Raw genomic sequence first — 14642 nt, forward strand, 5'->3', positions numbered from 1 at the left:
CGACGTGCTGAGTCAGCAGTACTTCGCGCCGTCGAACGTGCGGACGCCCCTGGGCACCCTGCTCCAGATGGTCCCCTTCGGGGCCACGGACTGGCAGGCGCCATCGGCGCCGTGCGCCCAGACGATCTTCATGTTCATCCAGCGGCCGCACCCGTTGTAGGCGTAACCGGTCTTTTTAACAGTGCCGGTCTTCTGCCAGAGGCTCACGCAGGACGGGACCTTGCCCAGCGTGCTGGCCTGTGCGGGCGCGGCGGCCACCAGGCCGGCGGACGCGGCTCCGGCGATGACCAGGGCGGCGACCGACTTGCGGAGGGTGATGTTCATTGTCGAGTTCCTCTCTCGATGTGCTCGATGTGCTCGATGAGAGGAAGGTAGGTCCGCGGGTGTTGAGGATCTGTTGAGGTTCTGTGCGGTCCTGTGGGCGTCTATAGGATTGCAGGTCGGGGCATTACCGCTAACTGGAGGCATTCATGGCTGACGTCACTTTCAAGGGCAACCCGATTACCGTGGGCGGCACGTTCCTCAAGCCCGGCGACCAGGCGCCCGCGTTCCAACTGGTGGGCGGGGACCTGGCTGACACCACGCTGGCCGGTTTCGGCTCCGCGACCAAGGTGCTCAACATCTTCCCGAGTGTCGACACGGGCGTCTGCGCCGCCTCGGTGCGCCGGTTCAACGAGGTGGCCGCCGGGCACCCCGGCGTCGCGGTGCTGTGCGTCTCGGCCGACCTGCCGTTCGCGCAGAAGCGGTTCTGCGCCGCCGAGGGGCTCGACAACGTGACGATGCTGTCGCTCATGCGGGGCCGCGAGTTCCTGCGCGACTACGGCGTGGCGCAGGAGAGCGGGCCGCTTGCCGGGCTGGCCGCCCGCGCGGTGGTCGTGCTGGACGGCGACAACCGCGTCATCTACTCCGAGCTGGTGCCCGAGATCACCCAGGAGCCCGACTACGAGGGCGCGCTGAGCGCGCTCAAGTAAGCCCGACCAGGCCGCGCGCCGGGGTCGCCCCGGGTCTTCAGTTCTTCCTGCCCACCCCGCAGAGGATGAGCGACGACTCGGGGCCGGCCGCGAGGTCGATCAGGTCGGCCTCCTCGGGGCGCCACTGCGGCAGCCAGGTCAGGCCCGGCTCGACCAGCTCGAACCCCGCCCACAACTCCTCGATCCGTCGGCGGGTACGTAGGGTCAGGGGAGCGCTGGCCCGGCGATAGACCTCGGTGCCCTTGCTGACGGCGGCGGCACGGGCGTCGCTCGTGCCGTGGGACATGACGACATAGCTGCCGGGGGCCAGGGATTCGCGGATGGCGGCCATGATGCGCAGGGGGTCGTCGGTCTCGCCGATGAAGTGCATGATCGCGACGAGGAGGACGCCCACCGGCCGGTCGAAGTCCAAGGTCCCCACCACGTCCGGATTTTTCAGGAGATCGTGGGGATCGCGGAGATCGCCGTCCACCACGGCGATCCCTTCGCTGCCCGCCAGCAGCGCCCTGGCATGGACCAGCACGACGGGGTCATGGTCGACATAGACCACCCGCGACTCCGGCGCGACCGCTCTGGCCACCTCGTGGACGTTGCCCCGCGTCGGCAGGCCCGTACCGATGTCGAGGAACTGGGTGACGCCGGCGCCGGCGAGGAAGCGTACGGCACGACCGAGGAAGGCCCGGTTGGCGCGCGCGGCGGTACGGACCTCGGGAGCCACCCGCAGCAGCCGTTCAGCGGCTCGCCGGTCGGCCGGGAAATGATCTTTCCCGCCGAGGTAGTAGTCGTACAGCCGGGCGACGTTGGGCGTGTTCGGGTCGAAGCCCAGCGATTCTCGCTCCAACCAGCGATCCCCCGATCGATAGTTAACGATCTTTCCTCGGGATTCTACGGATTTGTGACCTGCCTTGGGGCGATATTCCCGCACGCTGGGCGTTACTTGCCTTTAGTCCCTTTTGTCGTTCGAGTGGCGGTCTAAGGTGCGAGTGTGAGCCTCGACGACACCGGTGTACCCGTCCCCGTTCCCTCGAACGTCCGGCGGATCGTGTCGCTGGTGCCCTCACTCACCGAGTCCGTGGCCGCGACCCTCCCCGAGGCGCTGGTCGGCGCGACCGACTGGTGCTCGCACCCGGCGGACCTGGACGTGGCCAGGGTGCGGGGGACCAAGAACCCCGACCTCGACGCCATCCGGCGGCTCGCCCCCGACGTGGTGCTCGCCAACGCCGAGGAGAACCGCCAGCCGGACGTCGACGCGTTGCGGGAGGCGGGCATCGCGGTGTGGGTCACCAGGATCGAGACGGTGGAGGAGGCGTTCAGGTCGCTCGACCGGATGTTCCGGTACGCCTGCCGGACCGGGCGGCCCGGCTGGCTCGACCGGGCGGAGTCGGTGTGGGCCGAGCCCATGGAGGTGCGCCGGATGGCGATCATCCCGATCTGGCGGCGGCCGTGGATGGTGGTGGGACGCGACACGTTCACCGGCGACGTGCTCGCCCGGCTCGGGGTGGGCAACCTCTACGCCGGTCATGCCGAGCGCTACCCCAAGATCGCGCTGGCCGAGCTGGTGGCGCGGGGCGCCGACCTGGTGGTCCTGCCCGATGAGCCCTACGCGTTCAGCGCCGAGGACGGGCCGGAGTCGTTCCCCGGCCACCGGTGCGCGCTGGTGAGTGGACGCGATCTGACCTGGTACGGCCCCTCTCTCGTCCAGGCGCGCGACCGCCTCGTCCGCAGCCTGGCCTGACAGAAGCCGGACCCACGGACGGCCGGGGCCCACGGACGGCCGGGCTGACCTGCGGCGCGTCACACGACGTTCGTGGTCGGGGGACTGGCGAGGGCGGCGTCCACGGCGGCGGGGGACAGCACGTGGTCGATGACGAGCACCGCGGTCCCCACGATCCCCGCGCGGTCGCCCAGCGAGCTCGTCACGATCTCCAGGTTGCGGGTGGTGAACGGCAGGCTGCGGCGGTACACGCTCTCCCTGATGCCCGTCAGGTAGTGCTCCCCGGTCTCCGCCATGTCGCCCGCCAGCACCAGGACGGCGGGGTTGAGCAGGCTGACCGCGGTGGCGAGGACGATGCCGACCGTGCGGCCGGCCTCCTGGGTGAGGGCGATGGCCGTCGGGTCGCCGGCCTGGACCAGGCGTACGACCTCGCGGCTGTTCTGCCTGCCGAGGTCGGAGGCGAGGGCGTGGCCGCTGGCCAGCGATGCGACGCACCCCCGGGAGCCGCAGGTGCAGACGCGGTCGTCGCTCTCGCGCAGGCGGACGTGGCCGATGTTCCCGGCGGCGTCCTCGACGCCGCGGTAGATCCGGCCGTCCAGGACGATGCCGGTGCCGATGCCCGTGGAGACCTTGATGAGGATCAGCGACCGGCTGCGCCGCCAGGAGGACCACCACTCGCCGAAGGCCATCGCGTTGGCGTCGTTCTCGACCAGGACCGGCACGTCGAACGCCTCCCGCAGCCCCTGGCCGATCGGGTGGTCGTCCCAGCCGGGCATGAGGAACGACCTGATCACCCGGCCGGAGGCGTGGTCGACCGAGCCCGGCAGGTCCAGGCCGATGCCGCACACCTGGTCCGACGGCCGTCCCGAGCGGTCGAGCAGGCGCTGGAACGCCCGCCGTACCCAGGACAGGACGACCTTGGGGCCGCGGTCGATGCGGATCTCGGAGTGCTCCTCGACCAGCGGCCGGGCCGCGAGGTCGGTCAGCGCCACCCGCGCGTGGCCGGCGCCCAGGTCGGCCACCAGCACCACGCGGTTCGTCGCGTCGATGTCGAGCACCGAGGGCGGGCGCCCGCCCCCGGAGATGCCGACGCCGGACTCGTGGATGTATCCCGCCTCGATCAGCCGGTCCACCCGTTCGGTGATCGTCGATCGGGACAGCCCGGTGTACGCGATGAGTTCCTTGCGGGTACGGCAGGTGCCATTGCGGATCAGCTGGAGGATCTGCCCCGCCGTCAGCATGGTTTATCCCTTCTCCGCCCCCGCCGTGAGTCCTTCGGTCAGGAGCCGCTCGCCGGCGAAGAACACGATCACGATCGGCAGCGTCAGAACCACCGATCCCGCCATGAGAACCGTCGTCGGGATCTCGATACTGCCCGCGAGCTGGGAGAGCCCCAGCGAGACCGTCCAGCTCTCCCGTTTCTCGACGAGGAAGAGCAGGGCGAACAGGAACTCGTTCCAGGCGATCATGAACGCGTAGAGGCCGGTGGCCATGAGCGCGGGCTTGGACAGCGGCAGCACCACCCGCCAGATGGTCGACAGACGCGTGCAGCCGTCGATCGCCGCGGCCTCCTCCACGCTCTGCGGCACAGTCTCGAAGTAATTTCGGAGCATGTATACCGTGACAGGAACCGTTTGTGCGATGTAAACCAGGATCAATCCCAGCAAGGATCCGCGAAGTCCGAGCATCGTGAAGAGCACGAACAGCGGGATTGCCAGCACGATCGCCGGAAACAGGTACACGGCCAGGAACACGAAATGCACCTGCCGCCGCCCGAAAAACCGCAGTCTGGCCACAGCGTACGCGCCCGGGATCGAGATCAACAGCGTGACCGCCACCGAGGAGACCGCCACGATGGCGCTGTTGCGCATGAAGGTCAGGAAGCCCTGCCTGGTCAGCACGTTGGCGTAGGTGTCGAAGGTGAAGCTGCGCGGCCAGATCGAGCCGGGGTCCAGGATCAGCTCCTGTATGTCGCGGAAGGACAGTGTCACCATGTAGAAGAACGGGAACGCGGTGATCACGAACAGAAAGAGGATCACCAGCGGCTTCAGCACCCGGAACAACCCGCGCTCAAATCTATCCCTGGTCACGCTCACCTCCCGAGAAGAACCTCAGATACAGGGTCAGGAACACGACCAGGACGACCGCCAGCACGATCGCCTGGGCGGCCGAGGCGCCGATGTCGTCACGCGCGGTCAGGAAGTTGTAGACGCGCACGCTCACCACCTCCGTGCCGGCCCCGCCGCCGGTGAGCAGGTAGACGTCGTCGAACTTGGTGAAGGTGAACACGAACCGCAGCACCGACAGCAGCGCGATGATCCGCCACAGCTGCGGCAGGATCACATGCCGGAAGCGCTGCGTCGGCGTGGCACCGTCGACCACGGCCGCCTCGTCCAGCTCCGCCGGCAGCGCCTGCAACCGGGCCAGGATGAACAGGAAGGCGAACGGGAAATACCGCCACGCCTCGAACGCGATCACGGTGAGCAGCGCCACCGGCACCTGGATGCCGAGAAAGCTGCCCTTGGCCTGGGTGAGGAAGGCGATGGGGGTGCCCAGCCAGGAGTTCACGATGCCGAACTGGGGATTCAGCATCGTCTCCCACAGGAAGGCCACCGCCACCACCGGCGCCACGTACGGCACCAGGATCGAGGCCCTGACCAGCGTGCGGCCCCGGAAGCGGTCGCGCAGCGCCAGGGCGGCCACCAGCCCGATCGCGATCGACAGCGCGGTGCCCGCCACCGTGTAGACGAGCGTGTTGACCAGGGACGTCCAGAATCCCGGCTCGGACATGACGTAGCCGAAGTTCTCCAGCGTGTAGTGCCCGAAGATGCCCACCCGGCGGATGTTGATCAGCCGCGCGTCCTGGAACGCCAGCATGATCGCCCAGAGCAGCGGCAGCACCACCACGACGAGTGTGATGACCAGCGTCGGGGAGATCAGCGCCAGTCCCGCCCTGCCCTCCTGCTCCCGTAGTGTCCCGCCACGCCGTCCCGTCACTGCCGGATCCCGCGCTTGATGGTCTCCACGTCGGTCTTGGCCTGCGCCGCCGCGGCCTGCGGGGTGAGCGAGCCGTCCACGACCGCGCTCAGCGCCTTGGGCACCGGCAACTCGCCCATCGTGGCTCCGACCAGCTTGCCCTGCCCCTGGGGGATGCCCCAGCGGGCGAAGGTGTCAGGGCTCTTGCGCAGCGCGTCGAGCACCTCGGCCGGGTAGACGTCCGCGAGCGGCTTCTTGGCGTCGACCCCGGCGGGCAGCTTGTTCCACTTGTCCTCGAACCCCTTCCGGATCGGGAACTTACCCTCGGGCGCCATCCCGATCCACCGCTCGTAGCCCTCGTTCATCATGTACGTGACGAACTGCGCGGCGGGATCCTTGGCGGCGTCCCGGGTGACGGCCCAGGAGACGATCTCCCCGTACTGGGCGGGCGTGCCGTCGGGGCCCTTCAGCGCCGTGACCACGCCGGTGTTCTCGGCCAGCCACTCGGGGTCGGTCCGGCACTCGGCGCAGTTGGGCTTCGCGTCGTTCCGCAGCCCCGCCAGCTCGTCCAGGATGAACGACGACCAGATGGTCATCGCCGCCTTGCCGGCGAAGTAGGTGGCCCTGGTGGAGTCGACGTCCTGCTTGCCCTTGACCGAGTAGTCCTTCGCCAGCTTCGCGTAGTACGCGAACGCTTTTACGCACTGCGGGGAGGCAAGGGTGACATTTCCGGAATTGTCGACTAGCTGGCAGCCGTTGGCCAGCGCCACGTGCTCGAAGCTCTGCGCCGTGAACGAGTCCTTCGGCGCGATGGCCAGCGTGATGCCCGCGACCCCGCCCGTGTTGAGCTTCGCCGCGGCCGCCTCCAGCGCCTCGTAGGTGTCGGGCCGCTCCAGCCCGGCCTTCTGGAACAGATCCTTGCGGTAGAGGATCAGCTGCGCCCACGCGTCACTCGGTACGGCCAGCAGCTTCCCGCCGGCGCTGTCGAGCTCCAGGGCCCGCGCCGAGAAGCCGCTCCTGCCCAGCCTTTCGACGACCTGGCCCGGCGTCTCCGTGTCGAGCAGGTCGTTGGCCTCCAGTTCCCTGATGGAGGCCAGGGGGAGGGCCCCGATCACGTCGGGCAGGTCGCCCGCGGCCGCGGCGGAGGTGACCACCTGGCTGAACTGGTCCTCGGCCACGCCGACCAGCTTGACCTTGATACCGGTCTTCCGGGTGAAGTCGGCGATGATCTGGTTCTGCACGGTCATGCGATCGTCGAGGTTCTCCTCGGTCCAGACCGTGATCTCGTTGGCGGCCTTCTTGCTGTCATCGCCGCACGCGGCGGTCGAGGCCGCCGCCAGCAGCGCGATGGAGAGAACGGCGACTACCTTCTTCGGCATGGCGCGCTCCTGCGTCCGGGGATATGCCGCACTTACCCCAGAGCGAGAAGACGCAACTAGGTAGGCGATTCCGAGACCTGTCCGTACTCCGTCCGTGTTCCGTCCCCGGCTTTCTGGCGCGCCGATCACGGAAAGCGATCTCCAGGCGGGTTATGTCGGTAAGATCGCTTACCGGAAGACAGTCGGGGAGAAGCCATAATTCGGTACTTGCCAGCGGTGGACGTCATTTGACTTAAGGGTGCCTAGAGAGCAACTATGGTATAGAAACACCTACTAAACCTTTAAGTTGTGACTGATCATAAAGCGTAAGTGTGGGGAATGCGCGTCATCACCTTTGAAGAGCCAGGCCGTGTCCGCGTCAGCCTGGAGTCGCCCGCCGAGCTTGAACCGGGTTGCGTGCGGGTCCGCACGATCTACTCGGGCGTCTCCGCCGGCACCGAACTGACCGCCTATCGCGGCACCAATCCCTATCTCACCCGAAAGTGGGACACAGAGCAGCGGCTGTTTCTCGACGGTCAGACGCATGCCTATCCACTGACCGGCTGGGGTTACCAGGAGGTCGGTGAGGTGGTGGAGGCGGCGCCCGATGTCACCGATCCGCCGGTCGGCCACCTGGTCTGGGGCGTCTGGGGGCACCGGGCCGAGGCCGTGGTGCCCGCCGAGAAGCTGGTCGGCCACGTGCTGCCGCCGGACGCCGATCCGCTGAGCGGCGTCTTCGCCCGGGTGGGCGCGATCGCGCTCAACGCCGTGCACGCCGCTGACGTGCACCTGGGCGACCAGGTCGCGATCTTCGGGCAGGGCGTCATCGGCCTGCTGGCCACTCGCCTCGCCGTGCTGAGCGGCGCCCGGGTGGTGGCCGCCGACGCCCTCCCCGCCCGTCTCGAACTGGCCAGGCGTTACGGCGCGGCAGAGACGTTCGACATCGCCTCCGGCTCCGTGGCCGAGTTCGTCCGCAAGCGGATCGAGGGCGCCGACACCGCCATCGAGCTGAGCGGCAGCAACCTGGGCCTGCACGAGGCGATCAGGACCGTCCGCAAGGGGGGCAGGGTCGTGGCCGGCGGCTTCTACCAGGGCGAAGGCATGGGGCTGCGGCTGGGCGAGGAGTTCCACCACAACCAGGTGCAGCTCGTCTCCTCCCAGATCGGCGGCGTCGCCTCCTGGCTCGCCCACCGCTGGGACGTCGAACGCCTGCAGCGCACGTTCATGGATCTCGTCCACACGGGCGAGGTGGACGTGTCCGGCCTCATCAGCCACGTCGTGCCCGTCGGCAGCGCCCCGGAGGCCTTCGACCTGCTCGACCAGCACCCGTCCGAGGTGCTCCAGCTCGTCTTCGCCTTCGAGGGGGAGACACCGCAAGAGGCGTCAAAGGAGGAGTCACAGTGAAGCTCGCGGCACAGGAGCAGTTGCTGCCCGGCCGTTCCCTGCAGGAGAAGTTCGCGTTCGCGACCGAGGCCGGGTTCGACGCGATCGAGCTGCGCGGCAAGGGGGACTTCCACTTCGCCAACCGCCTGACCGAGCTCAAGCGGGCGCTGGCCGACGGCGTGGTCATGCCGACGGTGTGCGTGGACATGCCGCACTTCATCGGCGACTTCGACCCCGCCAAGCGCACGGACGCGATCCAGCAGCTCAGATCGCAGCTCACGGTCATCGCCGAGCTCGGCGGCATCGGGGTGATGACGCCCGCCTCCTGGGGACAGTTCTCGCGCAGGCTGCCGCCGTTCGAGCCGCCGCGCAGCGCGGAGGAGGACCGCGAGGTGCTCACCGAGGCGCTGGGGGTGCTCGGCGAGCACGCGCAGCGCAACGGCGTGCTGATCATGCTGGAGCCGCTCAACCGCTACGAGAACCACATGGTCAACACGCTCGCAGACGCGGTGTCGTACTGCTCGATGGACTCCATCAAGGTCGTCGGCGACACCTATCACATGAACATCGAGGAGGACGATCCCTGCCGCTCGCTGATCGAGGCGGCCCCCTACCTCGCGCACATGCAGATCAGCGAGTCCAACCGGAACGAGCCCGGGACCGGTCATCTCGACTGGGGCGCGCAGCTGGCCACGCTCGACGCCCTCGGCTATGACGGCTATCTGGCGCTCGAATGCCGCCTGCGCGGTGAGCCGGAGATCGTCCTGCCGCAGACGGCCGCGTTCATCAGGAAGTTCCTATGATCCTCCGCGACGCCGTGCGGGTGCTGGTGGCCAACTGGGACGGCAGCTACACGGTTCCCTCACGGCGTCTCTACCCGCATCAGTGGAGCTGGGACTCCGCCTTCGTCGCGATCGGCAACGCCCGCTGGTCCCCGCGCCGGGCCAGGTCGGAGCTGCTGGCCCTGTTCGGTTCGCAGTGGCGCGACGGCAGGGTGCCGCACATCGCGTTCAATCCCAGGGTGCCCGAGGGCGCCTACTTCCCCGGCCCCGAGTTCTGGCAGTCACGGGCCCCGTCCGGCTCGGCGACCTCCGGCATCGTGCAGCCGCCGGTGCACGCCCTGGCCGCCTGGCGGGTGTACCTGGCCGAGCCGGACCCGACCTTCCTGCGCCGGCTCTATCCCCGGCTGGTGGCGCAGCAGCAATACCTGCGCAACGCGCGGCGCTCTCCCGAGGGGCTGATCTCGATCGTGCACCCGTGGGAGTCGGGCATGGACAACAGCCCGGCCTGGGACGTTCCGCTGGCCGCCGTCGACGCGGGGACCGTCGCGGTCGAGCGCCGGGATCTGGACACCGTCAGCGCCGACGAGCGGCCCACCGACCTGGACTACGAGCGCTACATCGCACTCGCCCGCGACTACCGCGACACCGGCTACCGCCGGGCCGGCGCGTTCTGCGTCGAGGACCCGCTGTTCAACGCCGCGTACGGCGTGGCGGAGCTGACGCTGGCGGAGATCGCGAAGGTGTGCGGCGGCGACCCGGAGCCGCACCTGCGCGAGGCCGCCGCGGTCACCGCGGCCATGGTCGAGCACCTCTACGACGACGGCCTGTTCCATGCCCGCGACGTGCTCACCGGCTGCCCGATCCGCTCCAACAGCGCCGCCGGGCTGGTGCCGCTCATGCTGCCCGACCTGCCGCGCGACCTCGTCAACGCGCTGATCGGCACGGCGCTGGACCGGTTCGGGCTGAAGGACGGCGTGCTGCCCAGCTTCGCGCCCGCCGCGCCGGAGTTCGACCCGGCGCGTTACTGGCGCGGGCCGAGCTGGATCAACCTGACCTGGCTGGTCTGGCAGGGCCTGCGGGAGCGCCGCCCGGACCTGGCGGCCCCGCTGGCCGACGGCATGATCAGGGCGGTCACCGAGTCCGGCTTCCGCGAGTACTTCGACCCGTTCACCCTGCAGGGCCACGGCTGCCGCGACTTCAGCTGGTCAGCTGCGCTCATCCTCGACGTGGTCGCGGAGCACGGCCTGGACGGTATGCCTCCTACGGGCGGCGAGATCGGCCAGGAGCTGGGGGGCCTCGGCGAAGCCGACGACATCGGTGATCAGGTGCTCGCGTAGCAGGTCACCCCGCCGCCTGAGCAGCGCGATCGTCTCGTACGACAGCCGCTCCCGGTCCCAGGCGTGGGCCAGCCCGCGCGGCACCCGGCCGATCTGGGCGCAGCGCAGCGACAGGCCGTTGTGGTGGAACTCCTCACCCAGCCGCACCTCGTCGGCGCCGTCGGTGTAGAAGGCCAGGTCGATCACCGTGCCCTGCGGCCTGAGCAGCTTCAGCGCCAGTGCGAGGGCGCGGGGCCTGCCACGGCACTGGAAGACCACGTCGGCGCCGCGGTCGCTCGGCGCGTGCCGCCAGCGTCGCTTCAGCTCGACGGCCGGGTCCTCGCCGACGGCCAGGGTCCCGGCGCCGAGCGCCTCGGCGATGTCCAGCCTGGCCGGGGTCTCGTCCACGACCACGACCTCCGCCGCACCGTACGCGATGGCGAAGGAGGCGGTCAGCAGGCCGACCACGCCCGCGCCGACGACGGCCACGCGCCGCCCGCGTACCCCGTCGCCGAGGTCCGCGACACCGGATCCGTGCAGGTCGGTGGCCGCGTGCAGCAGCCCGTTCGCGCAGATCGGCCCCATGTGGGCGACGAAGACGCCGAGCATCGGGTCGAGGTCGCCGGGCAGCTCCACGAACCGGTCGTTCATCGGGTCGGCCACGTAACCGGTGCGGTGCCCGTAGGCCATCGCGACCAGCGCGCCCTCGCGCACCGCCCGGGTGCGCGTCTCGACCACCCGGCCCACCTGCATGTACCCGATGCCGCGCACCGGATAGCCGATCGACGGGGTGCCCTCGGCGAACAGCCCGAGCGCCGGATCCCAGGTCGCGGCCAGGTAAGGGTTGCTGCCCTTGACGTAGGTGAGCTCGGTGCCCGCCGAGATCCCGCTGTGCGTGGTGACCACCCGGAACCCGCCCTCGGGCACGGCGCCGAGCTTCTCCTCGACCAGCCTGACCTCGCCAGGCGCCTCTATGCTCAGCACCTCACCCATCGAGCGTCGTCACCGGCTTCCGTGACGCCGCGGACCGCGCCAGGGCGAGCGCGAGCCGGTGGGTCTTCAGCGCCTCCCGGTACGGCACGCGCACATCGGCCTCCTTGCCCTGTACGGCGTCGATGAAGGTCCGATCCACCCGTACCTTCGCCGCGCCGCCGTCCTGCACCGTGGTCTCGCCGTCCACCAGCAGCCGGTCCTCGCTCAGGTCGAGCGAGACGCCCTCGGCATGCACCTCCAGCCCCGCCCGGTGCTTGCGCGCCAGCAGGCTGGTCGCGGCGAGCAGCCCCGCCGCGCCGCCCGCGAACCGCAGCACCGCCGCCGTGGCCCGGTCGACCTCGCCGTCCGTGTCGTTGTCGGCCGGTACGGCATGCACCATCGTCACCTCGCCCACCAGGACTCTGGCCAGGTCGAGGACGTGGATGGCCTGCTCGACCAGCTGGCCGCCCGACATTTCAGGCTTCAGCCACCAGCCGACCGGGGGCACCTTGTCCAGCCAGTGGCCCAGCGCCAGCCGTACCGGACGGTCGCCCAGTACTTCGCGTGCCTGGTCAACGATGTCCAGGTAACGCCAATGGTGTCCGACGGCCGAGGGCAGGCCCCGGCGATCGATTTCATCGGCGATCTTTTCCGCTGTCGTGAGGTCAAGTGAAAGCGGCTTTTCTACAAAAATCGGCAGATTGCATGCTAGAACCTCCTTTTCCGGGTTACCGTGCGCAAAAGGAGGCACACAGACATAGACCGCGTCCAAACCGCCGGCATCCAGAAGGTCGGCATGGCTGTGGTAGGCAGGGGAGCCGTGCCGTGCGGCCAGAGCCCCGGCCCTTCGGGGATCTGTGTCGGCGATTCCCGCGATCACCACGTCGGAGAAACCGGACAGGACATCCGCGTGGCGAGCGGCGACATTTCCGGCACCGATGATGCCGACCCGCGTGATGGGGAACACAGACCGGCTTATCCCACATTTACGGAGAATGAAACAAACATGTTCGAAGATGCATCGTCGGGGCAGATGTCGCCAACCTGACCAGATGAGATCGGGGCTAACCGTATGGAGACAGATCTGCGCGCCTTGGCCAGGGTCCAGGACTGGTACGGACCCCACTCGAGCGTCGCAGCCGAGTGGCCGGTAGAGGCGCTTCTCCGGGCCAAGGGACGGACGACGATCAGCGTCATCTTGCCCGCTCGCGACGAGGAGCGGACGGTCGGCGAGATCGTCACCGTGCTCCGTCGAGACCTCGTCGAGCGGGTGCCGCTCGTGGACGAGATCATCGTGGTCGATTCGAACTCCACCGACGCGACCGCCGCCAGAGCGGCCGCGGCGGGGGCCCGGGTGGTGGCGCAGAGCGCCGTTCTCTCGCATCTGCCGCCGCTGAGCGGCAAGGGAGAGGCGCTGTGGAAGGGGCTGGCGGCCTCCAGCGGGGATCTGATCGTGTTCGTGGACGCCGACCTGCGTAATTTCGGCTCGCACTTCGTCTCCGGGTTGCTCGGGCCGCTGCTCGCCGACAACTCCATCCAGTTCGTCAAGGCCGCCTACGAGCGGCCCTTCACCGGCGCGGACGGGGCGGTGTGGCGCGGCGGGGGCGGGCGGGTGACCGAGCTGGTCGCCAGGCCGCTGATCAACATGTTCTGGCCGGAGCTGGCCGGTTTCGTCCAGCCGCTCGGTGGGGAGTACGCCGCCCGCCGCGAGGCGCTGGAACGGGTCCCGTTCGTCACCGAGTACGGGGTGGAGTTCGGGCTGCTGGTGGACCTCCTGGAGCTGGTCGGGCTGGACGCGATGGCCCAGGTGGACCTGGGCGTGCGGGCGCACGGGCACCAGGCCATGCCCGCCCTCGGCCGGATGGCCGGCCAGATCATGCTCACCGCGTGGTCGCGGCTGGAGCGCCAGGGCCGCGTGCTGTCCGCCACGTCCCCCGACCACCGGCTGCTGCAGTTCGGGCTGGACGGGCAGGTCGACCTGGTGGACATGTCCGTGGCGGAGCGCCCGCCGCTGGCCTCCCTCGCCGTCGAGGACGTGGCATGAACGTCCTGGTGAACGCCGGCCCCTGGCTGCGGGTGCCGCCCCCGGGTTACGGCGGGATCGAGAACGTGGTGGCCACGCTGGTCCCCGCCCTGCGCGAGCGCGGGGTGCGGGTGGTCCTGGCCTCCGTGGGATCGAGCACGCTCGAGGTGGACGAGCTGATCAGCGTCTTCGACGAGGGCCAGTTCGCCGAGCTGCAGAAGCCGTACAACCAGGTGATGGGCCTCGCGCACGCGCACCAGGCCCGCGTGGCGCTCGAAATCGGCCGCCGCGACGACCTCGACCTCGTCCACGACCACCTTGAGGTGGTCGGCCCGGCCGTGCTGTCCGCGCTCGGCGGCCCGCCGGTCCTGCACACCCTGCACTGGGACCTGCGCAAGCACCCCGCCTTCTACGGGGCCTTCCCGCGGTCGATCGCGGTCAACGGCGTCTCGAACTCCCAGCTCGCCCGCGCGCCCGACGCGCTGCGCGCCGCCTCGCTCGGCGCCATCCACCTGGCCACCCCGCTCGCCGACCGCGACGTGCGTGCCGAACGCGGCGAGCACCTCATCGCGATGGGCCGCGTCTGCGGGCTCAAGGGCACACACGTGGCCGCCAGGCTCTGCCAGAAGCTCGGCCTCCCGCTGGTCCTCGCGGGCCCGGTGAGCGGCCTGAACACCCCCGCCGAGCTGGACGCCGTCGCCCAGGACCCGGACCATCCGCTGAACGGCCACCCCGACGTCCGCTACCACGTGCACGCGGTCACCCCCTACCTCGACGGCGACCTGGTCAGATGGGTCGGCTCCGTGGGGGGCGAGACCCGCGACCACCTTTACGCCTCGGCCCGCGCCGCGCTGTTCCCCATCCAGTGGGACGAGCCCGGCGGCACCGCCGTCGTCGAGGCCCTCGCCCTGGGCGTGCCGCCGGTGGGGCTGCGCCGCGGCTGCCTGCCCGAGATCATCGACCACGGCCGGACCGGGTTCCTCGCCGATACCGAGGAGGAGCTGGCCGAGTGGGTGCTGCGGGTGGAGGAGATCGACCCCGAGGAGTGCCGCAGGGAGGCCCGCCGCCGCTTCTCACCGGCCGTCATGGCCGAGCGCTACCTGGAGCTTTACGAGGAGGTCCGCGCGCGGAGGTAAGGAGGTGCGCA

At 69.6% G+C, this 14642-nt stretch carries 14 protein-coding genes and 1 pseudogene; 7 read left to right on the forward strand and 8 right to left on the reverse strand.

Annotation, left to right across the window (positions count from 1 at the left end; genetic code table 11):
- Positions 1–12: 12 nt before the first annotated feature.
- Complete coding sequence (locus LDL49_RS07875) at positions 13–324, reverse strand: alpha-amylase inhibitor (protein ID WP_225290269.1); 312 nt, start codon at positions 322–324, stop codon at positions 13–15.
- A 146-nt stretch (positions 325–470) separates the two neighbouring features.
- On the opposite strand from LDL49_RS07875, the gene tpx reads away from it, so the two are divergent.
- Entirely contained in the window at positions 471–971 is a 501-nt protein-coding gene (gene tpx, locus LDL49_RS07880; RefSeq protein WP_225290270.1) for a thiol peroxidase, read from the forward strand.
- A 37-nt stretch (positions 972–1008) separates the two neighbouring features.
- Here tpx and LDL49_RS07885 read toward each other — a convergent pair whose 3' ends face one another.
- Positions 1009–1812, reverse strand: coding sequence for an SAM-dependent methyltransferase (locus LDL49_RS07885; protein ID WP_225290271.1), 804 nt, complete (start codon positions 1810–1812; stop codon positions 1009–1011).
- A 144-nt stretch (positions 1813–1956) separates the two neighbouring features.
- Between LDL49_RS07885 and LDL49_RS07890 the strand changes: the two genes are divergently transcribed.
- Entirely contained in the window at positions 1957–2706 is a 750-nt protein-coding gene (locus LDL49_RS07890; RefSeq protein ID WP_225290272.1) for a helical backbone metal receptor, read from the forward strand.
- Between the two features lie 59 nt (positions 2707–2765).
- On the opposite strand, the gene LDL49_RS07895 is transcribed toward LDL49_RS07890, so the two are convergent.
- Genes LDL49_RS07895 through LDL49_RS07910 form a run of 4 tightly spaced genes read right to left on the reverse strand, consistent with a single transcriptional unit; the run spans position 2766 to position 7040 of the window.
- A complete protein-coding gene (locus LDL49_RS07895; RefSeq protein ID WP_225290273.1) occupies positions 2766–3926 on the reverse strand; it encodes an ROK family transcriptional regulator in 1161 nt (386 codons plus the stop codon).
- Between the two features lie 3 nt (positions 3927–3929).
- A complete protein-coding gene (locus LDL49_RS07900) occupies positions 3930–4775 on the reverse strand; it encodes a carbohydrate ABC transporter permease (protein ID WP_225290274.1) in 846 nt (281 codons plus the stop codon).
- A complete protein-coding gene (locus tag LDL49_RS07905) occupies positions 4762–5682 on the reverse strand; it encodes a carbohydrate ABC transporter permease (RefSeq protein WP_225290275.1) in 921 nt (306 codons plus the stop codon). The genes LDL49_RS07900 and LDL49_RS07905 overlap by 14 nt, the downstream gene beginning before the upstream one ends.
- Positions 5679–7040, reverse strand: a complete 1362-nt coding sequence (locus tag LDL49_RS07910; protein WP_225290276.1) for an ABC transporter substrate-binding protein — start codon at positions 7038–7040, stop codon at positions 5679–5681. Before LDL49_RS07910 ends, LDL49_RS07905 begins: the two co-directional genes overlap by 4 nt.
- Positions 7041–7358: 318 nt before the next feature.
- Here LDL49_RS07910 and LDL49_RS07915 point away from each other — a divergent pair, with 318 nt between their 5' ends.
- The 3 genes and pseudogenes from LDL49_RS07915 to LDL49_RS59095 form a co-directional block, all read left to right on the forward strand.
- Positions 7359–8423, forward strand: coding sequence for a zinc-binding dehydrogenase (locus LDL49_RS07915; protein ID WP_225290277.1), 1065 nt, complete (start codon positions 7359–7361; stop codon positions 8421–8423).
- Positions 8420–9205, forward strand: a complete 786-nt coding sequence (locus LDL49_RS07920) for a sugar phosphate isomerase/epimerase family protein (protein ID WP_225290278.1) — start codon at positions 8420–8422, stop codon at positions 9203–9205. The genes LDL49_RS07915 and LDL49_RS07920 overlap by 4 nt, the downstream gene beginning before the upstream one ends.
- Positions 9202–10380 (forward strand): annotated as a pseudogene (locus LDL49_RS59095) (MGH1-like glycoside hydrolase domain-containing protein); the annotation flags it as partial. The gene LDL49_RS07920 and the pseudogene LDL49_RS59095, both read left to right, overlap by 4 nt.
- Positions 10381–10389: 9 nt before the next feature.
- On the opposite strand, the gene LDL49_RS07925 reads toward LDL49_RS59095, so the two are convergent.
- The gene (locus tag LDL49_RS07925; RefSeq protein WP_225290279.1) at positions 10390–11493 is read right to left on the reverse strand and encodes a zinc-dependent alcohol dehydrogenase; all 1104 of its coding nucleotides are present in this window, start codon (positions 11491–11493) and stop codon (positions 10390–10392) included.
- On the reverse strand, positions 11486–12598 hold the full coding sequence (locus LDL49_RS07930; protein ID WP_225290280.1) for a Gfo/Idh/MocA family protein: 1113 nt from the start codon (positions 12596–12598) through the stop codon (positions 11486–11488). The genes LDL49_RS07925 and LDL49_RS07930 overlap by 8 nt, the downstream gene beginning before the upstream one ends.
- Between LDL49_RS07930 and LDL49_RS07935 the strand changes: the two genes are divergently transcribed.
- Together LDL49_RS07935 and LDL49_RS07940 are read left to right on the forward strand one after the other, a co-directional pair.
- On the forward strand, positions 12545–13516 hold the full coding sequence (locus LDL49_RS07935) for a glucosyl-3-phosphoglycerate synthase (RefSeq protein ID WP_225290281.1): 972 nt from the start codon (positions 12545–12547) through the stop codon (positions 13514–13516). The genes LDL49_RS07930 and LDL49_RS07935 overlap by 54 nt on opposite strands.
- Positions 13513–14631, forward strand: coding sequence for a glycosyltransferase (locus LDL49_RS07940; RefSeq protein ID WP_225290282.1), 1119 nt, complete (start codon positions 13513–13515; stop codon positions 14629–14631). Before LDL49_RS07935 ends, LDL49_RS07940 begins: the two co-directional genes overlap by 4 nt.
- Positions 14632–14642 lie beyond the last annotated feature (11 nt).

The sequence above is a fragment of the Nonomuraea aurantiaca genome, from assembly GCF_020215705.1.
GTDB lineage: Bacteria > Actinomycetota > Actinomycetes > Streptosporangiales > Streptosporangiaceae > Nonomuraea > Nonomuraea aurantiaca.

Excerpts from the sequence above, each read along its gene's own strand:
- LDL49_RS07875 (WP_225290269.1), bottom strand. The coding sequence starts at position 324 with ATGAACATCACCCTCCGCAAGTCGGTCGCCGCCCTGGTCATCGCCGGA.
- tpx (WP_225290270.1), top strand. The coding sequence starts at position 471 with ATGGCTGACGTCACTTTCAAGGGCAACCCGATTACCGTGGGCGGCACG.
- LDL49_RS07895 (WP_225290273.1), bottom strand. The coding sequence starts at position 3,926 with ATGCTGACGGCGGGGCAGATCCTCCAGCTGATCCGCAATGGCACCTGC.
- LDL49_RS07910 (WP_225290276.1), bottom strand. The coding sequence starts at position 7,040 with ATGCCGAAGAAGGTAGTCGCCGTTCTCTCCATCGCGCTGCTGGCGGCG.
- LDL49_RS07915 (WP_225290277.1), top strand. The coding sequence starts at position 7,359 with ATGCGCGTCATCACCTTTGAAGAGCCAGGCCGTGTCCGCGTCAGCCTG.
- LDL49_RS07925 (WP_225290279.1), bottom strand. The coding sequence starts at position 11,493 with ATGGGTGAGGTGCTGAGCATAGAGGCGCCTGGCGAGGTCAGGCTGGTC.
- LDL49_RS07935 (WP_225290281.1), top strand. The coding sequence starts at position 12,545 with ATGGAGACAGATCTGCGCGCCTTGGCCAGGGTCCAGGACTGGTACGGA.
- LDL49_RS07940 (WP_225290282.1), top strand. The coding sequence starts at position 13,513 with ATGAACGTCCTGGTGAACGCCGGCCCCTGGCTGCGGGTGCCGCCCCCG.